This window comes from uncultured Gimesia sp. (assembly GCF_963976445.1).
Taxonomy (GTDB): Bacteria; Planctomycetota; Planctomycetia; order Planctomycetales; family Planctomycetaceae; genus Gimesia.
Window position 1 is genome coordinate 25,253 of sequence record NZ_CAXBKP010000006.1, and the last position, 25,643, is coordinate 50,895.

At 48.8% G+C, this 25,643-nt stretch carries 18 protein-coding genes; 5 read left to right on the forward strand and 13 right to left on the reverse strand.

The annotated features are described in order from the left end of the window. Positions 1 to 25 precede the first annotated feature (25 nt). A complete protein-coding gene (locus AAC022_RS08470) occupies positions 26 to 3,160 on the reverse strand; it encodes a PVC-type heme-binding CxxCH protein (protein WP_339730077.1) in 3,135 nt (1,044 codons plus the stop codon). A 451-nt stretch (positions 3,161 to 3,611) separates the two neighbouring features. On the opposite strand from AAC022_RS08470, the gene AAC022_RS08475 reads away from it, so the two are divergent. The 5 genes from AAC022_RS08475 (at position 3,612) to AAC022_RS08495 (ending at position 8,460) form a co-directional block, all read left to right on the forward strand. Beyond that, complete coding sequence (locus AAC022_RS08475; protein WP_339730078.1) at positions 3,612 to 3,995, forward strand: hypothetical protein; 384 nt, start codon at positions 3,612 to 3,614, stop codon at positions 3,993 to 3,995. Between the two features lie 94 nt (positions 3,996 to 4,089). Then, positions 4,090 to 4,782 carry a hypothetical protein gene (locus tag AAC022_RS08480; RefSeq protein WP_339730079.1) on the forward strand — a complete coding sequence of 231 codons (693 nt, stop codon included), beginning with the start codon at positions 4,090 to 4,092 and terminating at the stop codon, positions 4,780 to 4,782. A 64-nt stretch (positions 4,783 to 4,846) separates the two neighbouring features. Further along, entirely contained in the window at positions 4,847 to 5,992 is a 1,146-nt protein-coding gene (locus AAC022_RS08485; protein WP_339730080.1) for a hypothetical protein, read from the forward strand. Positions 5,993 to 6,125: 133 nt separating this feature from the next. After that, positions 6,126 to 7,499: a Gfo/Idh/MocA family oxidoreductase gene (locus AAC022_RS08490; protein WP_339730082.1), complete on the forward strand. Its 1,374-nt coding sequence runs from the start codon at positions 6,126 to 6,128 to the stop codon at positions 7,497 to 7,499. A 415-nt stretch (positions 7,500 to 7,914) separates the two neighbouring features. Further along, positions 7,915 to 8,460, forward strand: a complete 546-nt coding sequence (locus tag AAC022_RS08495; protein ID WP_339730083.1) for a 2OG-Fe(II) oxygenase — start codon at positions 7,915 to 7,917, stop codon at positions 8,458 to 8,460. A gap of 584 nt (positions 8,461 to 9,044) precedes the next feature. Here AAC022_RS08495 and AAC022_RS08500 read toward each other — a convergent pair. From AAC022_RS08500 to AAC022_RS08555, 12 genes are all read right to left on the reverse strand, one after another. After that, positions 9,045 to 9,830, reverse strand: coding sequence for a radical SAM protein (locus tag AAC022_RS08500; RefSeq protein WP_339730084.1), 786 nt, complete (start codon positions 9,828 to 9,830; stop codon positions 9,045 to 9,047). Next, positions 9,817 to 12,213, reverse strand: a complete 2,397-nt coding sequence (locus AAC022_RS08505; RefSeq protein ID WP_339730085.1) for a glycosyltransferase — start codon at positions 12,211 to 12,213, stop codon at positions 9,817 to 9,819. The genes AAC022_RS08500 and AAC022_RS08505 overlap by 14 nt, the downstream gene beginning before the upstream one ends. 213 nt (positions 12,214 to 12,426) lie before the next feature. After that, positions 12,427 to 14,253 carry a hypothetical protein gene (locus AAC022_RS08510; RefSeq protein WP_339730086.1) on the reverse strand — a complete coding sequence of 609 codons (1,827 nt, stop codon included), beginning with the start codon at positions 14,251 to 14,253 and terminating at the stop codon, positions 12,427 to 12,429. Next, on the reverse strand, positions 14,253 to 16,388 hold the full coding sequence (locus AAC022_RS08515) for a hypothetical protein (protein ID WP_339730087.1): 2,136 nt from the start codon (positions 16,386 to 16,388) through the stop codon (positions 14,253 to 14,255). Before AAC022_RS08515 ends, AAC022_RS08510 begins: the two co-directional genes overlap by 1 nt. Beyond that, positions 16,388 to 19,285 (reverse strand): hypothetical protein, encoded by a 2,898-nt coding sequence (locus AAC022_RS08520; protein ID WP_339730088.1) that lies wholly within the window; start codon positions 19,283 to 19,285, stop codon positions 16,388 to 16,390. Before AAC022_RS08520 ends, AAC022_RS08515 begins: the two co-directional genes overlap by 1 nt. 12 nt (positions 19,286 to 19,297) lie before the next feature. Then, the gene (locus AAC022_RS08525; protein ID WP_339730089.1) at positions 19,298 to 20,029 is read right to left on the reverse strand and encodes a hypothetical protein; all 732 of its coding nucleotides are present in this window, start codon (positions 20,027 to 20,029) and stop codon (positions 19,298 to 19,300) included. Then, on the reverse strand, positions 20,026 to 22,428 hold the full coding sequence (locus tag AAC022_RS08530; protein WP_339730090.1) for a hypothetical protein: 2,403 nt from the start codon (positions 22,426 to 22,428) through the stop codon (positions 20,026 to 20,028). The genes AAC022_RS08525 and AAC022_RS08530 overlap by 4 nt, the downstream gene beginning before the upstream one ends. Positions 22,429 to 22,808: 380 nt before the next feature. After that, the gene (locus tag AAC022_RS08535) at positions 22,809 to 23,255 is read right to left on the reverse strand and encodes a hypothetical protein (protein WP_339730091.1); all 447 of its coding nucleotides are present in this window, start codon (positions 23,253 to 23,255) and stop codon (positions 22,809 to 22,811) included. 41 nt (positions 23,256 to 23,296) lie between these two features. Beyond that, on the reverse strand, positions 23,297 to 24,190 hold the full coding sequence (locus tag AAC022_RS08540; RefSeq protein WP_339730093.1) for a phage tail tube protein: 894 nt from the start codon (positions 24,188 to 24,190) through the stop codon (positions 23,297 to 23,299). Positions 24,191 to 24,206: 16 nt separating this feature from the next. Further along, positions 24,207 to 24,665 carry a phage virion morphogenesis protein gene (locus AAC022_RS08545; protein WP_339730094.1) on the reverse strand — a complete coding sequence of 153 codons (459 nt, stop codon included), beginning with the start codon at positions 24,663 to 24,665 and terminating at the stop codon, positions 24,207 to 24,209. A gap of 202 nt (positions 24,666 to 24,867) precedes the next feature. Next, complete coding sequence (locus AAC022_RS08550) at positions 24,868 to 25,320, reverse strand: hypothetical protein (RefSeq protein ID WP_339730095.1); 453 nt, start codon at positions 25,318 to 25,320, stop codon at positions 24,868 to 24,870. Beyond that, positions 25,317 to 25,619, reverse strand: a complete 303-nt coding sequence (locus AAC022_RS08555) for a hypothetical protein (protein WP_339730096.1) — start codon at positions 25,617 to 25,619, stop codon at positions 25,317 to 25,319. The genes AAC022_RS08550 and AAC022_RS08555 overlap by 4 nt, the downstream gene beginning before the upstream one ends. Between the last annotated feature and the right edge of the window lie 24 nt (positions 25,620 to 25,643).

Consider the following 25,643-nt stretch of genomic DNA (forward strand, 5'->3'; position numbering starts at 1 on the left):
TCAGAATGAGTCTCTGAATTCCACTTTACTTACGGTTCTGGAGGTACGCAAGCAAATCCCGAATTTCCTGAGATGTGAGACGCTTTTCGAGCCCTTTCGGCATGATGGATATCGGCGATTCTTTCATCATATCAATCTCATCACGGGCAATCCGCACTTCCGACAGGTCGGCTGTTCTGAGGTAAACCATGTCCGTTGATTCACGACTGATCACACCAGTATAAATCTTGCCTTCATCGGTCACCACCAGATAGGAACGATACCCGCGGGCAAAACTCGCGCTGGGTAATGCGATCGCTTCCAGCAAGTCGGTTCCCGTACGGATCGCCCCAATTCGTGTCAAATCAGGGCCGACTTTCCCACCCAGGTCTTCGACGGTGTGACATCCCGCACAGGCGGCTTTCTTGCCGAAGAAAATCTTTCGGCCTTCCTCAATCCGGCCTTCTGTCAACAAAGGTTTCAGCGATTCTAGATGAGCTTTCTGCTGCGCCAGATCGACGCCCAGTTTTTTTAGCAACGGAGCTGCTGCGTGTTGAACCGATTCCGGATATTTTTGTAACAGACTCGCCAGTTCATCAGCGGACAGATTGGTTGCAGCTGATGAACCGTTCAATCCTGTAATCAGCGCCAGCCCCACTTCTTCATCGTTACTCTTCGTATAAGCTCTCAGCAATACAGGTAACGCCAGAGGCCCTGGTGCATCCAACTGCTTTGCTAGTTGAATCAACTGGTCTGTCGATTGTGGTAATCCGGAAAGTGCCCGTGCTGCCGACAGACGATCTAAAGGTGGATACTCTTCACTCATCCGCGACATCAGAAAATCAAATGTGCTCTGATCGACGGCTTTCAACTGAGAACCGATGGCTGAAAGCGATTCAATCCGCAAAGTCGCAGGCTGCTTCGAGTCCAGAGCCAGCGACTTCAGCAATTCGCTCAACACAGACAGATCATGCGTCTGCGCAATCCGGACAACTAAAATCTGCAAATCCGGATGCGCGGTCTTCAACGTCTGCTCCAACGCAGTTCGCCAGGCAACCGGAAATTCTTTCAAAGCGGAACGTTGAATCACTTCCAGTAAGATACTCTTGGCGGAATTCGATGTTTGAGAACCGGTCAATGACTGCGCAATCAAAGCCTGTACTTCAGGATCCGCTGATTGAGCGATCAAAAACCCTCGCAGCACGGCTGCCCGTTCTTCACTCAGTGTTTCATCACTCAACCAGGTTTTGAGTAGACTCAATGTTTCACCGGCCCAGCCTTCGTGTTCGCCGATGATGGTAAGTGCTTCCTTCTGGAGCGCGGGATCATCGGTATCCAGTAACGGGGTAACCAGTTCGCGCGTCAGATTTCCGGAATCCATTTGATCGAGGGCAATCAAAGCAGCCCGGCGCACCGCCGGGCTCGAATCACTCAAACCAGCCAATACCAGATCCCGGTGATCCGTGCGAATCAATGCGTAGATCAAAGCATGTTCCAAAGTTCGATCCGGCGATCCCGTCTTCATGGTATGGAATAGCGATTCCACAACAGCCTGCAAATCAGTTTCTGAAATCGCATCACGATGACCCGCTTCGCAAATGCGGCCTAACGCCGTCGCAGCATTCCGCTGCACCGCGGGTTTTCCATCTTTTACCAGACGCACTAAGCCTGCGAGTGAGTTACTATCTCGTAGTGACCCTAAACTTTTGGCTGACGTCATCTGCACTGTCTCAGAAGAAACCAGGCCTTTCTGGATCGCTGCTCGGGCCTTCTTGCTACCGATCCGCGTTAGTGTCCAGATCGCGTTTCGCTTGCTGGTATCATTATAAAATGAACCAGCGGGCGAAGAGACGACTTTCGCAAGCCGAGGAACTGCAAGATCTCCGGCTTGGGCTAATACTTCAATCGCCTGTTGTTGAACAAGCGGCCGTGTGTCATTTAAGAGCTGGATTTTTCGATGGGGAGAGAGCGAACTCCAGTCCAACGCAAACCCGTAAGGATCTTTGATCGCCGGCGTGCCTGTTTTTCGAATCCGATAGATGGCACCATGAATATTGGGTTTGGAAATCTGAGACTGTGGGCAACCGATACGAAACCAGCCTCCCGTATTAATCACCAGCAGACTGCCATCCGCGTCTTCAATCACATCAGTTGGATGAAAATCGGGATCATCCGAAACCAGAAAGTCTTCTTCTTTCGTTTCATACGTCGCACCGTTGCGCACCAACTGCGAACGGACCACCTTATGTGTATTAAAGATAGAGGTAAAGATATTCCCCTCGTACTCTGGTCCGAACTGTGTGGAACGATACCGTAACATGCCGGAAACAGCGACGTGTCCGAATCGGGTAATCGGCCCCAGCAGATCTCCCGTGCGTTTGAATTCCGCGACACAGTCTTCAAAGTGCGGATAGACGCCCCCTTCCTGCCAGTGTACCAGACAATCCACACGGGGCCGCGTCATCAGAATATTCACCGAGCCAATCATTTCCCCTTCGGGAGTGAAATCGATCTCGACGGGATTATCCATGCCACCGCCACAATAGACTTCGATGTCAGAGCCATCTGGCTTACAAGAGAAAATTCGCGCTGCCAGACCTTTGCTGCTCACTTTGCCGGACTTGTCTTTAAATTCATGACCATGTCGACCGTCGCACCAATACAGACGGCCTTCCGGTCCAAGAAAACAACCATGAATACTGGCCGCATTGCCGGAGAACCCAAAGGAATCGACAATAATCTTTCGTTCATCCGCCACGCCGTCATCATCGACATCGGTAAGCCGCCAGATATTCGGAGGGCTTGCTACGTACAAGGAACCTTCATGCCATAATGCTCCCATCGGCAACGTCAGCTTGTCGGCAAAAACCGTGCTCTTATCAAAGTGGCCATCGCCGTCCCGGTCTTCTAACATGCGGATCATACTTTTCGGCTCTTTAATCAATTGAGGAGCCCGTGTATTTTCTCCGGAGCTTTCCGCGATGAACAACCGACCGCGATCATCAAAGCCCGCCATCATCGGGTATTTCGTCAGCTCACTATTGGTCACACGCTCAATACTGAAACCTGGGGGAACACGAGGCAGATCTTCTGCCCGGGTCAATCCGGAGTCGACAATACTCATCAGTAACAAGGTGAGCGAGCAACTCAAAACGGAAATGCGAGGCAGTGGTTGATTCACGGCAAGTACCTTATATCGGCAGGGGAAGAATCGCTTTTAGCGACGCTGAATCAGGAAGTCAGTGCTTTAAAGATTTTATATTGTAAACAAAGTAAAGAATACTCACAAACGGGAATCTGAAGATTTCCGGTTTCCTGGCCTGAATTTCGTACCGTGAAATTCCACACACGCCGCTGTTTGACTGACGTGATGAATTCGTCGCGCCGTTTCATTCTCAATTTATCATGTCGACTACCTGTTTGGATTTCGCGTGCGGAAAAAATAAATAAAACACATCTTTTTCCGGCGACACGGATCGGAATACGGCGCCAAAAATCGGCAATTTGCGGCAACTGGCAGCATTCGTCTTTTCACTGTTTTGAGGCACCTTCTGAATAAAAGAGACCGCTTTTTTGCCGCTATAATTCCTCACGTAACGCACAGCATTCACCACTTAACCAGGGAGTCAAAGATGAAAGCAACAGAAGCACCCAGCCGACAAAAACTGACCGAAAAACAACACGCCATCTATTCCTTCATTAGGCAGGAAATCACACAACAGCGTCTTTCCCCCACAGTACGGGAAATCGGAGAGCAATTCGGAATCCGCTCTTCGAATGGCGTCATGTGTCACTTGCGTGCACTGGAACGCAAAGGCTGGATCAAACGCGATCACTATCTCTCGCGCGGTATTACTTTGATTGCAGAACCAGTCACTCAGTTTTTAACGCTCACCCCCGGAGAAGCCGGCTGCCTAGGCGAGATCTATATTGGCTGTGTCGGCGTGGAAGAGCGTAGCGTCACATTGGAACTGATCGCCCCTGACACGATGGGAGAACTTCGCAAAGATCTGTAAGAGTGGTCGCACATAAAACACAGCCGCTCTCTCTACGAAAACGCATCACACGGAATCTGAATTCATAACCACAAAACCAATGGGAATACCAGGCATGGATCACGTATCTGAAAACAATGAGAACTCCCGTTTCTTACCATTTTCAAATGCATCGGGAACCGATTCAAAAAAAGAAACGTCTGCAAATGAACGGCAATCAGAATTTCCCGAAGTATTGAAACGCAGTTATGTAAATCTGCTGACGATCGAAGATGAATATGAAGGTTTGGCAGCGGCTGAAGCAGAAACCGATGTCAAACAATGTAACGAACTGTTGCACGATCAGGAGCAGCAGATCACAAATCTGTCGCGCAAACTGAACCAGGAAAAGTCAAAAATGGAACGCTTGAAGGGTGATCTGGAAGAAGCAGAAGTCTGTCTTTCAATGGCCCAATCGTTTGAAGCTGCAGTCGCAGGCTGGCGGGAGACCATGCAAAACATGGAATCCCTTCACAATGAAACGGTCAAATGCCATCAATCGTTCTCACTGGCAGAACAAGCCTGGGAAGATTTGAAACATGCAGAGCAACAGGCCCTCGCGGAACTGGAAAGTTCATCTACCGCAGATACCATCTCTGTCCCTTATGGATCAACTTCCGTATCGAAACGGGAATTCCTGCTGCCCGATGAAGTTTCCATCGAGATTCTGGGAGACTATCTGCCCGTCTCCATTTTGACAGAGGGCGCACAACTCGCTCTCAAACAATGCCAACAGGGAACTGCAACCTACGCCGTTCACTGTCTCTGACCGTTCGATCGCGCAATTCACGTTTTTTATCCATCATTCTTTAAAACACAGGGATTTTACGTCTATGCAAAACCAGTCACCACAATCAGATTTTGTTTCCGATGCCTGCCGCACGATTAGCGGTCAACTCGCTGAATGGGATATCGATTTCAGTCAGGACCGCGTCGCACAACTCTCTCCCGACCAGCGCGAGGAATTACAGACCTGGATCAACGCGGGCGTCGATGCCGACGATGAATATCGGGAGATATTCACCTCGCTGCCTGAGTTCATGGAAAATGAGCTGCTGGAAATGAATGGTGCATTAGCGGGCGAATCCCAGGAGGCGATTATTGAACAAGCCATTAACGCGTATGAAGCAGAAGCAGCGATTACAGAGAATCCGTATCTGTTCGACACCAGTGCCTGGCACCTCTGGCGCACCGCTTACTGCCGCTGGCATCGGGGGGAATCACTCGACTCCCTTGAGGAACAAGCGGAATGTGCTCTTGAATGTGACGACCTGCAATCAATGTCAGATATCCATCAACGGTTAACACAACTCGCTCCGCAATTAAGCCACACAGAACACTCGCTGAAACAACTCCGCCGCCAGCTGAAACAAACTAAACGGCAGAGAAATACATTCCGAAAACAACAGACACAATTAATACACCAGCTATGTGAGTCCTTCGCTACTGTGATCGAAACCGTGCCAGCAGAGGAAATAGAAACGGAATCTGAATCTGCAGAGGAAGTTTCACCCAATCACGAAAAAAAAGAGACGCAGCAAACACCACGCGTTCCTTCAACGGCAGGCCAATCGAGCATTGTCCGCATTCCTGTTACCGGGCCAGAGATGAATCGGGTGGAAGTCTTTTTACTTCAGGATAGCGAAGGACTCTGGCGAGCCGGGCATCTCTGGTCGGTCGAAGCAGATACACGAACCCGCCAACTTTCGCGAGGCAGCAGACAGCCTGATCAACAACAGACAGCCTACCCGACGGAAACTGAAGCACTGATTCACGAAGTCATCAATCTCAGTCAGTCACTCAGCGGTGTGCCTGAGATCGAAAGACAAATCATTGACTACTTGAACCTGCTGGAAGAATATCCCGGTCAAATCGGAGTCTGCAGCACTTGTCAACGTCACTATATTAATGGCGGCATGTCTGAAACAGGCATTTGCCCGGTGTGTTCCGAGGAATTTGATTCAGAAGCTAAGCTGTGATCAGTCGAGATTTTCCGTGAGCCCTACCTTTTGTCTTGCCATGTCTCGCCCATCTTGCCATAGTTAAAGATAGTTAAGTAATCACATTCATGGCTTGATGGCAATTTGATATATCAGATGTGAAGGGCTCACTGTGCAAAATCAACCCGGCAAAGCGGACAAAACTCATTCCTCAATGAACCGTAGACGATTTCTGGCAACATCAGCGTCTGCTACAGCAGCCATTGGTTTTGGCGCGCCTGCCATCGTGCGTGGCACCAACCTGAATGAAAAGCTTGATATCGCTATCATTGGTTCCGGGGGACGGGGTGGCAGCAATCTGCGGTCGGTCTCTTCAGAAAATATCACCGTACTCTGCGATGTAAACGAGCAGAATCTGTTCCGCGCAGCCCAGAACCATCCCAAAGCAAAACAGTTCAAAGATTTCCGCGAGGTCTACGATCACGCTGACAAGTTTGATGCCGTCGTCGTCAGCACATGCGAGCACACACACGCGTTCGCGACCCTGCCAGCACTACAATTGAAGAAACATGTCTACTGTGAAAAACCACTCACGCACAGTGTCTGGGAAGCCCGCGTCATCCGCGAAGCAGCCCGCAAAGCAAATGTTGCCACACAGATGGGAACGCAGATTCACGCCGGTGACAACTACCGCCGCGTCGTCGAATTGATTCAATCCGGTGCCATCGGCCCCGTACAGGAAGCCCACGTCTGGGTCTCCCGCGCCTGGGGCTGGCATTCCTCTGAGGAAGAAGCTCGCAAGGCCAAGGATATTGTCTATTCGGATAAACGCCCGAGTCATTCTGATCCAGTTCCCAAAGGACTGGACTGGGATCTCTGGCTGGGGCCCGCGCCGGAACGTCCTTTCAACAACATTTATTTCCCTGGCCCCAAATGGTACCGCTGGTGGGATTTTGGAAACGGCACCATGTCGGACTTAGGCAGTCACTGGATCGACTTACCCTTCTGGGCCTTGAAGCTGGATTACCCGCTTACCATCGAAGCGGAAGGTCCGCCGATTCAAAAAGAAATCGCCCCAGCGTCCATGCAGGCCGTCTATGAATATGGTCAACGCGGCGATATGCCCCCCGTCACCGTCGGCTGGTACCAGGGCACAAATAAACCCAAACTCTGGAAAGAAGGCAAAATTCCTCAGTGGGGCAGCGGCGTTTTATTCGTTGGCGAAAAGGGCATGCTGCTGACCGATTATGGCAAACACGTTCTGCTGCCGGAAAAAGAATTCGCCGACTTCAAACGTCCTGAACCGTTCATCCCTAAATCATTGGGACATCACGCCGAGTGGATTCATGCCTGCAAAACCGGTGCACCAACCACTTGCAACTTCGAATATGCGGGTCTGCTCACCGAAGCCAACCACTTGGGCAACGTCGCCTATCGCACAGGCAAAAAACTCCACTGGGACACCCAGGCCATGAAGGCAACCAACGCTCCGGAATCCGATCAGTACATCCGCCGCGAATACCGCAAAGGCTGGAATTTGATTTAGGCTGTTGAGTGGAACTTCATTGAATGATTGCGAAACAACAAACTTACTCGTAATCCTCCAAACCGGGTATTTATAGCCCCTGTGATCACCAATGTACTATCACTGAGTGAAAGTTGCGCAACGAGTTCTATAGAACAAATGCTGGCATCTTAAAAGATCACCGTTTGTTGAACTAGAGCACGCCAACGGAATTCTTTTCCCAATCGGAATCAATTCCTAAGTTTTGACATACCTAAGTGATTCGCTAACAGACAATACACACTCTAGTTCTGATCGTTACCATAAATGAATCGCGCATCATCGATTTGTGTCTGTCAGGTAGGGGAAATAATCTAGATACGTCTGACATTTTCATTTTACCCCCTTTGCCTTTACGATTGCCACGAGTCAACCAACTGAGAGGATGTGACTTCAAATGACCATCAAAATCGAAAAAGATATCTTGCTCATCGAACATTTTCTAACTGCCGAAGAATGCACGAATTATATTAATTACAGCGAGTATCTCGGATTTCAACCTGCAGATGTTGACGTGCACGGGACCCGAAAACAGATCGATCAAATCCGAACCAATGAACGAGCCGACATCGAATCACAACAGATAGCAGATAATTTATGGGAAACGCTAAAAGACAATCCTTTACCAGAAAACAATCAGAGCAAAGCTGTCGGTTTAAGCCCTTTCATCCGATTCTACCGTTATACAGGGACACAAAAATTTAACATGCACAAAGATGGCAGGAAACACCATCAAGGTTTTGAATCACAATATACAATGCTTGTCTATTTAAACACTGTTGAACAGGGTGGTGAAACTGTCTTTCGAAAAAACGAGATCAAAATAAAACCTCAGGCAGGATACTGTTTATTATTTGCCCACGAATTATGGCATTCTGGAATTCCGGTCACAGGAGAAGATATCAAGTATGTATTGAGAACCGACGTATTGTACTCACACTAACTTTTGAGTCGGTGAATCAAAGTGATCTATTGGTGGCCCTCTCTTCAACCAATAGTGATACGTAATATCCCAAGAATATAATTCTGCTGAAAGACCTTGTAAGGTGCTTGAATAGTTTCGCTCGAAGCCAGTTTGTCCTGTCTCAACGGAAGACAAAGCGGTTGTTGTCGTCGGCTTCAACGATGAGAGACCGGACAGGATTCCGTCATTTATTTCTTGAAAAGAATTCACCTAAACCATTGGGCATCTATTTAAATCATGTGCGCTGATGAAATAGTACACACATGAATCATCCTTGCGTGCAGGCCATAAAGAAATAAAGGTGGTCAGTCTGGTGAAGTCTTATATCGTTATCACCATCGTCATTGGTCTCAGCGCAATGGCGATTACCTCATTTCAGGAACCGTCAACGAAGACGTGCCCACATTGCGAAGGCACAGGGATGGTTGAAGCTCCCAAGCAGCCTCATGAGAAGATCGTTTACGATAGGTGCGAGAACTGTGGAAGTGAAATTCGTGTGGGCAAAATACTGTGTTGGGAATGCTCCAAACTTAAACTGAGATAATTCCGTTGGAGATGGACCGCTAAATCCTCAACGGTGATGGGATTTCAAAGTGACGATGACACGACGGGCACATCGCGCAAGCTGGCTCTGCTTTCGTCTCAAAGAACTGCTGCAGCTCTGCATCAGAGCAGGTTGGATACAGGGGTCGGTACGAAAGGTACTTCTGCCACTCCTCACTGAGTTGATGCTTTATATCGACCATACCAAGATAAGCCAACTGGGGACACTTCCAGATCTTTCCCTCGTGAATTTGCGGGCAGTTCTTCGCCACACAAACCTTGTAACTCTCTTCCGGGTTCCCGTCGTTAAACGGCACCATTTCGGAACCAGATCCCTCAAACGTTGTTCGCCACTTTGACGCAGATGGTCGGTATTTAAGAACAAAATTGTATCGTGAACTCCACTGTGCAAGCAGCTCACGAACCGGCTTCAACTTCTCTGTGTACTCCTCGCCGCCATGGTGCACTGAGACCTCTAAGTCACATTCTGCCTGCTGAAGGGCAAGCGGTAGCTCTGGATGGTTCTTCAGGTAAAACCCGTTTGATATCAGTCTCAATTTAGAAAACGGCCACTGCTTCCGGCACTCCCGCACAATCTGAACCAACTGCTTATTCAACGCAGGCTCACCGCCCAGGATTGAAAACATTTTAGGCTGTATTCGCCCGCTCCACTGCATCATCTGGCTTGCGATCTCTTCCAGTGGTACGTTCTTACCGATTTGCTGATCGCTGAAATGGGAGCAGCTTTTACAGGACAGGTTGCAGGAGTAGCTTGCGTGAATTTCCAGGTTTCTAATTTGGTACATCACACAGTTCCCTAGTATTGATCGCCACTGTTTCTTTTCGCCCGTCAAAACGCGATTCGCCCCACAATCCTTTATCATTGCCATGTGTTGAAGCGACGAGCCATTTATCAGGATGTGCAATCACAACCACCTTATAAGAGTGATTGTATGTGTGGATGTAGGCCGCTATGTCTTCCATGCCTGGCAGGTTGATGTCGTCCATTGATATCCTAATATCGTCGGTGTGGAAGCCAGACAAACCGGTCCCAGGCACATCAACATAAATATCCTGCTTCACTTCCCCCTTGCCGTCGTAAACCGTTCTATTGCGGTAGTAGTTCTCTATTGGCTGTTCGTCGAGCTTTGACCCGTGCGCGCAGATCCAACATTTATGTCGGTCGATTCCTTCGATCATTTTTGCCACGTAATCCGGCGGGAAAATAAAATCATCGTCACAGGTCAAAACGTACCCATTCAGTTTATCGGCCCACAGGAATTTCGGACAGGACATCAATTCATTGGTCCCAAACACTAGTTGAATCCTCGGATCTTTTAAGAAGTCCGGCACATAATGAAAATCGTTCAAGTGGATATACAACTGGTCGACCTGTGGGAGCAGTGAATCAACCGCCTTTTCCAATGCATAAATACGACGGGGAATCGTCGTCATGCAAGCATAGACCTTCGACTTTCTCTTGTTTATCACAACCAGTTTTTCAAGTACATCGGCCTGTTGTTTTAAATTACCGTACTTTGTCGGGTCGATTTCCCCAAGTCTTTCCCATTCGTCAAATCGCTCATTCGTTGCATCCAAGATTTTCTTGCGTTCTCCAGACTGATACCCAAACCGATCCTGAGAGTTTGACAAACTGTTGGTACAAATCCTTCTCATGGATGTTACAGTTTTGTTGAAATGGATTTTCGGATTCGAACGGCTTGGTACCTGTAGCCGCTGTGTGAACTCCGTGTCAGCTCCGCAGAAGAAGAGGCCATCAAACCCGTTCAATGATTCGAACATTGACTTGCGAATCACCATTGTGGCATTGATCACTCTGGGAGAACGACAACTCTTCATAAGGATGCCTGATTTAATAAGCGGGTTCTTTTTCACGTTATTGACGTTGCGTTCGTGATGCTCCTGCAGTGGATTGAGGAACTGCATCATAGAACTACACCAGACATGCGAACCAGTGCTGTTAAGCTCATCAATGGCGGTCCTGAAGTGGTGCGGCATATAGATATCATCAGAATCAGCGATCCCAATCACATCCGTTTTCATGTGGTGAAACAAGCTATTCGCGATCGCATACGGCCCGCAGTTGCTTTTTGTTTTATACCAGGCGACATTCCCCAGATGGCCGTAGCGTTCCTTCAGTGGCGCGTCATCTTCACGCGAGCAGTCATTGACCAGATGAATAAACGGTTTTACTCCTGCTTGCCAGAGGATGGAGTCGACTGTTTGTGTGACCAGATGCAAATTCCTGTGGTACGGAATAAAAACGTCGATGTCATACAGCGAATTTTCTTCGAGACTCATTCCCGCTCTCTCGCCGAAAAACTTCGCAGCAGCTCCTTTCATTTCCCTACTTCCTGGCATCCACGAGAGAGGACCGCCTGGAGTTGATTCTATGTCGCGTTCGAAATCGAAATTGTGAGCCTTCAGAATATCATACCGCTTGATCGCCTGCCGATTCTTGTAGTCCCCATGATAGAGATGTCGGACGTCTCCTGACGTGCTCACAATCCTCAGTCCCTGATTAGCCCAGGCACGCATCATAACGCCGTCACCGCCGCCGAGAATCGATCTCTCGTAAATCCCATTGGGACCGCTCAGCGATTTCCGAAATGCGATCGCTCCACCAGGCAGACCGTGCTGAGATTTTGAGCTGTTCACAAACCCCGTGACTTTCGTTTCAACGTTGCCGGCAGTGGTTAAATATTTCACGTTCTCGAACATTTGAACCACGTCAGCAGTTTCTAGCTTCCGTTTTGTTTCAATGTACCAGTTGGGATTCTCGAACAGCAAATCAGAATCAATGATTGCGACAGCATCAACATCATCAGGCAGTGACGCAATGGCGATGTTTAGAAGCCGTTCCTTTTGCCAGATGTACTTACTTTCTGCACCAGCGTTAACCTGGATTGAGTCGGAAAAAAGAAACTTGCCATTAAAAGACAGCTCAACAAAAATCACCGGCTCACTAATTTTTCCGCGAAACTGCCGCGCGTTGTCAGTCAACCGGGGATCACCCAGCGGATTGAACAGGCACGATACGCAAGCCAATTTCTTTACCGGCGCGCGTGTTGGTTCCTGGTGTGGTGATCGATGATCACAAGGCCCGCGACTGAACGTCTGAGGTGTCTCTGGTGCAGGGATCAACGGGGGAGCCAGTCCTACCCACACAGGGCAGTGATTCTCCAAAGGTTTTGCATGGTCCGCACAGTTCGAATTGTTGACCAGGCATCGCGTATTTGCTCTGCGCGGACATCTTTCGCAGCCTTTGATTCTGGTAGTGAATTGATCTATTGAGACTTCTGAATTAGAAAACTGCCTGAATTGCCGTAAACAATGTGATAGCGAATCCGTCTCGCGTTGCATTTTATAGCCTTTTGAAATCTAGTAAGTCGTCACTCTGGAGACGTTGCCCTCTGTTACATCCATCCAGAATTCCCTCTGTTCTAATTCGGTAACGACATACCCGCCGCCGTCAACCCAGTTCGCGATACCAAACGATCCTGCAGCTGTATGCTGAAAAACGTTTCCAACGCGATTGTTTACAATTCCATGATCATTCTGGTGGTCAAGGTCGTGACTTGCATTCCCTGAGTGGAGATGCCCCCACACGCCATAGTAGGCCCATGTGTCACCATCGGCGTTTAAACCGTTAGAATTAAATCCCGCTGGATCGTACCCGTCTTTGTCGAACCCAGCTTCATTGTAACCCGATGAGTTGTAAGCGTTCGTGTTTGGAATCCGGTTCCCTTGACTATCTAATACGTTCGGTTGTGGTCCGATATGGTTCCCGTCCATGTCGTATTCGAATGGACCTGCAAAAAAACCGGAATTATATCCATTCGGACCATAATAACCATTGTTATACTGGTCGAAATAGCCGTAGCCGTTGTAGTAATTCCCACCGTAATACCCCAACGGTCCACCGCCCCAGCCGCCATAATAACCGTAGTCACCGCCACCATAGTAACCGTAGGCGTAGTTATAACCGTACCCGTACCCGCCGTAGCCAGTGCCGTACCATCTCTGGTAATGCGACATCGGCCTCGACGCTGGTGTAATCTGAACGCGATGTGTACCCGGTTTGATTCGGTAGTCGTATTCAACAATCTCGACCAATGTGATTGGTGGAACCTCTGGAACACCGCCGAGCAGGTTTGCGGGGGGAGTGCCGATCTCTATTATTCTCTGCCAGTACAGTCCGTTTACTCGAATCCCAGCGAGATCTCCAATAAACTCAATGATGAATCGACCTGTCCGCTGACCTGGAGTGCGGACCGTCACGTTCCCTTTACCGACCCATGACAATGATTCCAGCGCTGCCTGAATATCAGTTCCGTCTGATGAAATCAAAAATGGACCGACGAACGTACCGGAGCCGTCGCGGATTTCGAATGCGAATTCATGACCAAAAACGCCAGAGAATTCCAGCAGAAACTTGTGGTTCCAATTCGCAGACCGGGGATTCACATATTCCAGTAAGTCCACAGCGACTGACCCAGTTTCGAATGCCTGGTTTGTTATGGCTTCTTTCGTCAGAAACACCACGCTGGCTGGTGGAGCTGATACCGCTGGCGACACCATCACAAGCAAGTTTTTTGTTTTGTCGTCGTCGTCTTTTTTCCCGTTCGTTTTCTCGCCGGTGTTGTATTTGTAAACGCCCAGCACGTCCCAACCAGAAATGAATTGCTGATCAGAATCGTCTTCCGTCGAAGGCAGTTTTAGTGAGCCATCCGGAGAGCCGAGCAACTGCGCGCGAACGCCCGCACCAAAGATCCTTTCTTGATACTCGAATTCGTCGTACTCTGCAGGAGTATATTTTCCGCTGTTTCGCTCGGGTGCTTTGTAGCGACCATAGATCTTATCTGTATCAGATTCGTTCCCGGTAAACCGGCACATTGCAGGGCTGAATTTAATCCGCCCTTTATGGTTTATTAATAAGTCACCAGGTCCTGTGAAGGCTTGATTTGAACTTGATCCGACTGTGCTAGAATCCACTTCGTACCCTGAGTTCGTGCGCTGGCGATTTAGCCTGATTTCATGCACGAAGTGATCATCGTTAATCTTCCGAATACCGACGATTTCTACGATCGAGAACCCCGGAATCACCAATTCCTTATCCTTACGACGATCATCTTCGTCTTCATAGTAATCGCCGACATTGAGGCAGCTAAACCACTCACCGGGGCTTTCGATTGCTGGATTCAACATTACTTGTCCTTCGGCTCTACTTGTTCGGTTTTATCAACGGTTTCATTGTGATTTTTGATCATCTCTTTCAATGCAATATTTCTTTGCCGTTCGTCGAAGTCCGGAACATAGATGTTCACTTCCGTATTGCGGGCAATCGTGGTGGTCATCCCACCGGATGTGGTTCGCGTGATTGCCACTTGTTGAATCGCGCCGTCAAGGTCGATTTTCTTTAATCCTGCATAGACCCCTGAGCCAGAGTCTTTGGTAAAGATTTTGATATTCTCAACATCGATCGCGGAAAGAGCCTGTTTCTCCAACTCTTCTGTGTCAGCATTATCAACAACCTTAACCAGCTTTGTCTCTACCTTCCCTTGTGGATTCTTCTTGGTCTCATACTGTGCCTGGTACGCCTGAACAATTTCTTTTTTGATTATGACTTTGGTATCAGTTCCTCTTGGCTGCTTACGCGGGTTCCCCTGCAGGCCACTGGGGAGCTTTGCCGGTTTCGTGCGGTATTTCGGAGACAGTTCTTCTCGATGCTCATAGCGAGCTGGTTCTCCGGCTAGATTCTTGAGAGGCGTTGCAATCAAAACCCGCAAGTCTGCAGGGTAAGTAAGTTCCTGTATCTTCGTCTCGCCATCTATATTTATCTTGCCTTTTTGGTATTTAAAGATCGGCTCACTGAATCGGATGATTCCCAATTCAGGCATGACTGAGACTTTGGTTCCGTCAATCTTCTTCGTGTCCGGTCTATCGACGTTCCAGGCTTTATTATCATCAAAATAGATACCTGTCACTTCCACTGGCTTACGAATCAACTTACCAGTGTAGGAGTCGATGGCGAGTTCCGCACGGGTTTCAAAGCAAGGGAGAACCTGTTCAAACCCTTCAAGCTTGTAATCACCCAACCTGCCTGTGCGCGGGTTCTTTATTTGGGGACCTGGTATCACCGGTTCCGCTTTCTTAAACAGCTCACGTCGGGCTTCCTCGTAATCGGCTGCAAGCTTATCGTATCCCGAATCACCACGACGAGCACCAAAATCCACGGCGAGACCTAATAACTTTCCCAGTGTGTCAACCTTTGTTCTATTGCTGAATCCCTCATCTGTGCCCACCGGATACTTTAGCCTGTAGCAGCGATAAACGGTGCTCGTGGCAAGCCCATGTTGCTCATTGAGTTTACGGTATTCCAGGTCTGTTTTTGGCTTCAGATTATCCTCGACATCTTCCAATCGTTGTTTCAGCTCGTCGAATACGCCTGGCTGTGTTCTTCTCCAGTCCACTTCCCCCTTATACCGAGGTGCATAGCTTAAATAGTCGATCGGTCGCCAGTCCCCGTCCAGATCGAGCCCCACTGCTTCCAGTTCCCACATGGCTTCATGCATCGTGATCCCACCCAGTACTGTAATTGAGTCGGGACTCTCTGGGAGTTGCGCGTCAAAGCCTCCTGACATCAGGTCTGAGGTCGGGAGAAATGCACCTTCGCCGAATTTCTCGATTCGTACGACTTCATCCCATCCCAGACACACACGGTACCCCAGAGGCGTCACCAACTCGTTCAATGCCTGTGCTGGGGGAATGCGATCCCAGTGGACTTCAGGACGAACCTGTTTACGGTAGGGTAACTTCTTGAGCTTCTCCAATTGGTCAAGGGCTTTAGTCTCGTAGTTGGTTTCCCGCATGGCATCGAGGCACATGTCGGCTAGTTCACGAGGCGTTTTCTCTTTACGTTTTTCAATCACTCCGTTTTTCTTGATATTCCAGTGACCTGAGAACGAGCCGAATTTCCATTTCCAACGCCTGTCGTAAATGGGTATCGTCCAATTAATCGAAGTCGCAGAACGTCTCACAGACGCTTTGTCAGGACGACAGCTCTGCATCAGGATTTCGACTCGCTTATTGGTTGTGGAACTGATGCCATTCCCGTCCGTCACCGTCTTGGCAGTGTCGAAGCGAAACAGTAAATACCCGTCCGGCTCGATGGGAACATAGTCAGAATCTTTGGCATCCAGTGTTTGCGGAGCCATTTCAATCTGGCAGACATCCGGAGTGATTCCATGCGAACGCGAATAAGATGCGCTCACAATCTGCTTGATCCCCGGATAAATGACGGACCCAACACTCTCATAATCCGTAGTGTTTGCAACTGGCATTACGTTGTGGCTCCGATTGTTACTTTGAAGTCTTGACCCATATTGAGCGTGCTCAGATCGCCGCATTTATGCAGGTCAATAATGGGGTTCACGATACTACCTGATACGTCATAGATTTCTGAGTCATCCGTGTACTTGTTAATCTTCGTAACAGTTTTGGGTCGTGCGTCCTGATCAAATACCAGGACGGTATCGCCAGAGATATTCGCGACAGTCAGTGCGCCCGTAGAATTGTAATTCAGCAGACCGGCCAGAATATTGAGTGCGGCATGTGCCCCGGAATGAACCGTGGTTGTTCCGGCCGTCTGTTTGAATGTGGTTGTTGCTGAATTGATATCAAGAACGCCCCCAGTCTTGACAATGTCGGTGATTGTCACACCAGACCCAAGATAAACATTCGTGTCATCCGCGGAGTCATCAAAGAACGCTTGACGTAACGTAGCGATCGTTGAAACTTCCGTGGGGTAGTAAGCCAAACCCAACGATCCACGGTTAATATTGATCACGTTATTTGCGTGCGTTCCGAGCAAGAGAATCGCCGGGGTGTTTCCATCAGGTCCATCACCTGAATCAGTAATCAGGGAAGTCATCTGAACAGATCCGAAATCGATTTTGATACGATCCGATCCGTCACCCTCTTTATCTCCTATGAACAGATTTGTAACACCGATTTGTAAATAATTGTCCCGATACTCGAAGTACGAAGTCGCTCTAGATGAATTGAGACGAGGTAGCCCGATTGTGCCAGAGAATGTTTGTTCGACGTGCAGGGCTGCCAGAGTTACCGCGCTCTGGTCGAGACCGTACAAAATACTGGTGTCGGTGTCGCTGATATAAACCGTATCACCGTTAACCGGCAGAGTATTCAGGTTCCAATTCTCTGAAGTATCCCAGTGATTCGGACCTTCACTGACTGTAACCGTTGAAAAGTCAAGCGGCTCCTGTAATGTCGCAATCCCGACGCTCGGCGTATTACTGCCCTGAACAGTCTCAAGCACGACTCCGTCTGGAGTTTCAATATCATCCAGGTCGACACCTGACAGCTCGCCAGCAAATGTAATCACAATCGGTGTATCCGGCAGTGCTCCACCAGAACAGATAACGTTACCTGCCCCTATCGTGCTTAATGCCTCTAGTGCGGACTGCACAGCTGCGGCATCTGCATTGTACGCGATATTCCCCGTCGACTGGCCAGCATAGGTCAAGCTGAATGTTCCTGATGATGGTGATCCTGTGATCGACAGTTCTTGAACTTCTGCCGTTCCGGCGTTGCCTATAGTGGTGTAAAACTCGTCTTCTTCAATTCCTCCGATTCCAGTATTATGTGTTGCGATGTTGATCACCAGTCCGGTGTCTTGATTGGCCAGATCACCAACGAATGCAATTCTCAATACAAACGGGTCGTATGTATCGAGCGGATTTGGGCTTGAGGTTGTGACAGTCACATTTCCGACACCGACATTGCTGAGCGATTCAAGTGATGCCTGGATTGTAGCCGCCGAAGCATTGTGCGGAATGTCTCCCGTCTCCTCACCGCTGACATTAATGTAGAATGAAGTGAATAGAGTTGGCTCAGCTTCAGTAAGTCCTCCCAAGCCTCCCACCCCGGACTCAGCGTAGACCCCACCCACCAGAGACGTGCTGTCAATAGTTAAGGTGTAACCTGATAATGCCCCCCCCACTACTGGATGCCACCATAGAAGATAATCATTGCCATCTGATAAATTCCCCGAGCCCAATGACTCCTGATGACTAACTGCGAAACAAAGAGGATACTCCCCACCGACAGCTTTGCCAAAATCAGTCGCCTCAAATGCATCCATCACTTCCTGAGGAGTCGCGTCGAATGCGATCGGCCCCGTCTGCATTACAGTATTAGAACCGGCCTGTAGTTGAATCGTAAACGCTCCAGACGTTACGTTAACGCTTCCTCCTATTCGCGCTGATCCGGAAAGGCAACTTTGATTATACATGCTCAGATGCCAGATCTCACTCGCGCCGCCTGCACCTGATGTTGTCTCTGAAATAGAAGCGGCAACTGTTCCTGTCAGGTTTGTTCCATTCAGAGTAATCAGGTTCACATTGGTTGATCCGAGCGTGCCTATAAATGTGATCGTATAAGGACCGCCATCAGAACCAGCGACGGATACATTGCCCGATCCGATATTCGACAGCGCCTCTAATGCGGTTTCGACTGTTGCGGCACTGGCATTGTATGCGATGTTTCCAGTCGTCTGACCAGCATAGATCAACGTGAATGTTCCACCAGTCGCTGAGTTAAGTGTGACAGCCTGTTGTTCATTGGTTCCTGTCAGACCTGATGCATCTGCGGTAAGATCAGCGACATTAGCTGCGGCCAGGGCTCCGGTGAATTCGACAGTCCATGGTCCTCCGTCGGAACCTGTAACTGTGACGTCCCCCGATCCGATATTTGACAGCGTCTCCAATGCAGAATCGACGGTTGCTGCACTGGCATTGTACGCGATGTTTCCAGTCGTCTGACCAGCATAGGTCAACGTAAACGTTCCACCGCTTGGAGCATTTCCAAGCGTGACTGTTTGAATTTCGTTTGTTCCAGCACCCAAAACGAAAGTAACAATAAACGGCTTGCCAGCAGTTCTTGCAGTCAATTTAACTGTTCCATCGGGATTACCCTCTATATCTAACCCGAGGGATGCCACGATTTCCGCAAACTCTGGAATCAGAGAAGCGTTCCACATCGCCACAATTTCCTCTGAGACACTCAGCCTAGTCGGGCCTGCAGGGAAAACGTAAGTCAAATTTTTAAACCCAATTGACGCCGTGAAGATCTGCCCCTCATCCACGTCTTCTGGAATAGTGACTGAGTCTACTTGTGGGACTTCGGGGGCTCCCCCGATCCAAATATGTGAAGCCATGACTCTACTCCTTTATGTAGCCGTTGGGAACGGTTGATTCCGTTCGAATGTGTATGTCCAGAAGATCGGGTATTCGATCACATAGTTATTGATTCTGCGGGGATTGCCTTGCCGGAAAACTCGGCGATCCTGCTTCTCATAATCTGCCAAATGCTCAAGCGGTGGGTCTGGTATTGCGTAAGCGTTTAAACTCACCTTACTGCCGGACTGCTGGCATGTGACGATGCTTGACTCTGTTAGAATTTGCTTTTGATGCAAACCTGTAATCGTTGGCAGATGGCCGAATGTCGGACCCCCATTTCCGGTAAACGAAAGCGACTGCTCGTAATCCAAAATATATGGATCGGCAATGGTTCCTCCCGCTGCGATATCAAAGAGGTACGCCGCTTCGAGTGTGATTTGATACTGCCTGCGGTTGACCAGTTCCCCTGGAGCTGCGCCTTGGGCAAAGCTGGGAGGGTTCACCACTCGCACGCCATAGAGGGTCTGGCTGGATTGGATCTGGTAAACTACATCGCTCCCAGATCGCCAAAGTACGTTCTGATCCTGAAGCTGATAGGCTGATTGAAGAGCCGACTGTTTTGCCAACAGAGCTGCAAGCGAGTCGGCCTGTAAGATCCCGGTAATCACCCACGTCTCAGCTACGCCGTATACGTAGCCAGTCTGGTTCTCTAAACCACGCATATTGATGTTGACGGTGACTTCGTTTTCGGCGTGCTGGTAATTGCCGTAGGAGAAGATCATTTGTTGTAACTCCCCTTCACTAATTCGTGGTTATCCATCGCCTCACGCATTTTAGCAAGGTTCGCTGCGACCGCATCAAGTACCACCTTGAGTGATTGCGTGACTTCAATGGACTCTTTGGTTATGGTGTCTACGGCTTCACCTGCGGCGCGTTGGGGGTTTCGATTTCCGTTCTGATTATTGACCGCAGGACGCTCGGGGTTGTTTTGTCTGAATATTGATCCTTGCAGGTCTAGTTGTGGTTGATCCTCGCCACCACTAATCGACTGTCCAATGCGGTCTGAAATTAATCGATTAATAAACAGCAGCGGAGAAACTGTCGCTTCTGCTACTCGTGGGGCTAATCCACTATTGTAAATCTCTTTAGGGATGTTTCGTGATGGCTTATTGAATAGTTCATTAAAAATTGTGGTTTCAGGCTCTGCATTATCTCTATCCGTTTTTATTTTTGCACGGAGTGACTTTCCATTTTGTGCAGCCGCGGACCGCTCTTCTGCCTCGATTCGTCCAGCCCGAGCCACCTTCTGCTGCTTTGCGCTTGCCCTTGTGTTATCAACAGCCGATTTCATTTCAGCGTCATTGGTTCGGTTGATGGTGTCCTGATTCTTTTGTCTCGCCTTGTCTTCAGCTTCAAGATTCCCTGATTTTCGCAGTAATTCTACGCCACCAGCCTCTCTCCCTTTGTGTGCTAGTATCTCGGTAACCATTTTGCTACCGAGAGGGCCAAACCTCTTTAACTGGCGTACTTCAACGCCTGACATACCCTGCGGACCAACCTGGTTATACTTCTCCGTTAATTCTTCGAAACGCTTCCGCCTGGGTCTGCTCAATTCACCAATCTGAGCTTCCTTGGACTTCTGTTGTTGGTCAATCGTTTTTAATTGATCTTCTGCATTTTGCTTCTGATCGCGCAACACCTGCAGGCGTTGACGGTCTTTGGCCAATAGACGTTGTCCAGCATCCTCCAGATTCTTGGCAGTGCGCACTCTGGCCGCCTCGTCTTGCGGTTGACCAAGCTTGAAAAGCTCCTGATTCCTAATCAATACAGCTTGGTACTCTTCCTCTGCTTCACGAACGGCGATGATTGCCTGTTCTCGCTGCTCGTTAACAGCCTTGATTGAGTCACGATTATTACCGCTGATCTCAAACTCGACTTGGCGAACTAATGCCGTCGAACCTCGTGCAGTCTGCCGGCCTGCGAATTGTCTCGAGTCTACCTGGCTTCGTATTGCCAGTTGTTCTTCCTGCTCTCGCCGTCGATTATATGCTTTTTCGAGTTGCTTCGTTGACTCTTCTGCCTCTTTGGCGGCTTCACGATACGACATGATTGCGCCAACGAAACTTTCGGTAGAATCACTAGCCCCGAAGATACCGCGCCGTAAAGCCTGAAACCCTTCAAACGCAACCAATCCAGCAGCAGCAATACCTGCAGCGACTCCAGCGGCAGCAGCCGCACTCCCTACGGTTATGCCTGTTCCGGCCACACCAACCGCGCCCAGTCCTGCGGCACCGCTACCGCCTACTCCAGCAGCCCCCGCTGCCGTTTTCATTACTGTTTGAGAAGCAGCAGTACGATAATTGCTATTTGAGAGTAACGCATTCGAAGCGGCTTGTGCCTTGGTTGCCGCACTCATTGCAACCAGAGCCTCACGTCCCTTCCAGACCAGTTCGGTAAAGCCTTTTAGAGCTTTAAATCCCGCTTCAACTTTCTGAAAGCCTTGTTCGAACTCCTTGAAGCTTTCTTCACTGATCAGTCCCATATTTGCCAGACCTTCGGCAAGGTCCATCGTCCCCTGCAAAGCACCTAAACCAGCCTCAGTTGCCTTGCGGTATGAATCGATTTTAGTCCGATTCAGTTTTTCCAGTTTTTTAACATGACCCGTCTCTTTTTCTCGTTTCTTCTTCCTTTTTTGCGACTCTTTTTCGGTAATCTCAGTAATTTTTTTCTCCATTTTTTCCAAAATGGATTCTGTCTTTTTTGCCATGTCTTCGATGGTGGCTACAAGAGCTTTATTATTCTTTTTCGATTGTTTAATTTGTTTTTTTTGTAATTTTTCATACTTCTTAGTGCTCCCTATAATTGCAGCTTCCAACTTTTTTGACATCGTGTCGACGGAATCCACAATCTCTTTATTCGACTTCTTGACTTGCTTAACTCGTTTCTTCTCTGCTGCTTCTGTCGATTTGACAAATTCTTGAAAAGCCTGATTGCCTTTTTTAAGCTCATCAAGGATTGAATTCAAACGAAGAGATGCTCCTTCTATCGCGGCCTTTGTGATGGTTTGTTGCGCAGCCAGAATCTGCTTCACTTCCTTTTGTACAACTGCCTGATTTCCGGGATTAGCAATCATTGTAAGATTGATCGCAATATTACGTTGTGCTTCGGCTGCTGCTATCATGACCTAACTTCGAACTCCCATTAGAGTAATTAACTCATCGATTCGTTTTTTCTCAACCGCCTGATCGATTACACTTTTGATTAGCCGCGCGTTCATTCTGACAATTGGGTCATCTGGAAAGTTGCCAACCGCCTTACATTCGAGGTAATGGATATAAGCTTGCATGTTTTTCACGCTTAATGTATTTAGTTTGTTTGGTGCCCCTTTTGGGCATCCAGCAGGAGTTTGGCAGAGTGGTGGATTTTTCGGATGACGCGGTACTGGTTTTCCGTGAAACTTAACTGCTTCGCCGGTCTGCTCGTTGTACTCATATTTCAAGCAATGCTGACAATCGCGGCTGCAGAAATGGGGATAGAGCACGATCAACCCTACCCCGTTTATTAGTTTTTTGCATCTTGTTCCTGCAGACTAAACTTGACCGAGCTGTCGGCTTCACCAGAGAGAATTTTATCAAAGTCTAGAGCGTCTCCCTGCTCTTCTACCTTCGCAGACTCGGCTTCGTCGCCCGCTTCGTAACAGGTCACGATATTGAAGAGGCGATCCTTCAGAGGCTTCTTGATACGCTGCAGATTCTCAACTGTTAAAGCAACCGATTCGCTCTCGTGGTCGCGTAAATCCCATTCAACTAACTGGCGTATGAGTGTTTGATTGACGATATCCCCCTGCTGTTTCGCCGATTTGTCAAAATAGCTATGCATCAGAGCCCGTATTGGCTCCGGTAAAACGGGCCGAAACTTGAAACGGACAACTTCGTGAATACCGGGTAATTCATTAATTAGACAATCCTGTGTGTAGCCGTCTGGTATAAATGCTCTGGCCTGAGACATCGTTTTGTTTCTCCATTTAAAGTTAAATTTTTGAGTTTTAATTAAGCATGGGCGTTGGTAACAACGAGACTAGCTGTAGTTCCCACTTTGCGAACCATACCTTCTAGAGGTAACCGTGTAACCTGAGCCTTTTGCGTACCAGGTGTTTTCGTCGGATACTGAATTGCTCCGAGGGTAAATGTGAGAACGTTGCTGCTCAATTCAGTATTTGTCAGTACCAAAGAACCACCGGCCCCCGCTAAATCCTGTTTGATCAGGTCCAGGTTGGCCGTACTCCAAGGGTGATTGGTACCCAATGTGATGATGCGATCAAGAAGCGGGATATCCACTCGCGTAAGGTTGTTCTCAAATCGCTCAGTGTCGAGTTGGTTCTCAATGACCAGGCTGAATTCGTTGAACTCGCGTGTTGAACTTTGCAAGGTCAGCACACCATCTTCAAACCGATACGGCGTTTCTGTTGGCGTTTCTAGCGCGGGGAATGTACCGGCATCTCCTTCCGTTTCCGTTTCGGCCTCAATGTCGAGTCCGATCATTACCATTTGCCCGGAAGACCCGGAGAAGGTAGCGCGGGCAATCCGGCAACCTGAGTAAGTATAGACCTTCTCATCTCGGTCGATCATCATGACGAACTCGGGGAGAGTGTCCGCAAGAGCAAATACGTTCGAACTCTCTGCTGCCCCCAGAATCAACGGGAGAAGCGTGTCGAGGGCCAAACGACTGGCAGGCACTTGAATTGTCCCTGAACAGCGTTTCTGCCCCAATCTGGTTCGCTCAGAGATGTGCTCTGTGGTCCCAGTAGTCCCACCGGTTTCGTCAATCGTTTGAGTTTCAACCAATGATTCAGCTCCAACGATTTCAATCGGGATCGAACTCGTATCAAAAGGCAATGCTGAATCGATCGCCACTCGTGTAAATGTTCCGATTCCTAATGTCATGACTTAATCCTTTATATTAAATGGCATCAATAACAGTGATGAAGTGGTGTGACAGCATTTCTTCCGCTGTGTTTAAGCTTTTATCTGGAATACCCATCAAGGGTCTTGGCGGGATGTTTTTCTTTTTCAATCCGAACTGATGAACACCCGCGTAACCAATGCTGGTGCCGAATGTCGTTGAGTCTTGCGTCACGATTTCAATGTGTCCGGTCCCATCGGAGACAACACTTCTCATCAAAGCCCCGGTATCAATTAACGGCCGTGTTCCCTGATTATGTCCCTTTGGTCGCGGATACTTTAATGGTGCCCAGCCTTTACCATCGGGGGTTTTGCTGCTCAGAATGCTTTCGGCCAGATCCCCGGCAAGCTCGTCATTCCACTCAGCCAGCACACCCGCTGCCTGCGGCTTCTCTAAACTGTCGACGACTCCGGTGAGGAAGTCTCCGAGTTCTTCGATGGTGATGGTTTTAGACATCGCGTCACATCCTTGACTGTAGTTACTTTAAATCCGGACAGCGCCCGTACTTCTTTCGCTGTATATGATTTCCGGCCCGTGCTGATCTGCTCGGCATACATCTTAATGGCATCGGCCTCGTTCTTCGTTTTGAATCTCAAGCCGCCATACTGATTTGTGGAGACCTTCAGGAACTCCGTATCTTTCACTTCGATTTCATGTGTCACGTTCTCGACTCCCAACTAACAAACCACAGGATCATCCCTGCGTGATACTCCCCCACTTCAAACCAACTCGGATCGACTACCGCTCCGGGGGTGACATAACTGTTGACGACTGAAGCCACACCCGACAAGCGTGGTGTGCGGAACTTCTTGGTGATTTCTTGGTACCAGGTGAGATACTTATCCCGATTTAAAGTCTGGTTCTGCTCGTCGGCATCGACGATAAATACACCCACCTGATATTCGATCTGATCTCTTAAATTCGTTCCCAATGTGGGGTTATGTTTTGGTGTTCCTGGTGCAATCAAAATGGCCGGAAAGTCGGCACTGGTAAAATTCTGTGTACTGGGCACTTTCTGAATGATGATCGAATCGTCGACGATATCAGTCAAAGCCAAAGACTCAATCTGCGTTTTCACGGTCGTCAGGATCGTTTCCAGAATCGCGGTCATTTTTCCCTCCGACAGATACAACGCCAGTGGGTTCGTAATCTGACGCGAGAAACAGACATCACCGTCCAGACCACGCTGTTCGAATCTGTAATCGTGTCCCCTGTCTCGATTTCTTTGCCAGCCAGTAAGACGTTGGGAATGTTCCAGATAATCCCCTCCGTTGCTGAGGAAACTAACCCCCGCTCCACGTCATCCCGGGAGATATCCCGTATCCAGGCATGTGAGACAGACTGTGTCGTGGTCATGTCGTTATTCACACCCCGCTTTGTCGTGATTGTGATCGGTTCCGTTCCCGGCATTATTAAATACAGCCTGTTCAATCG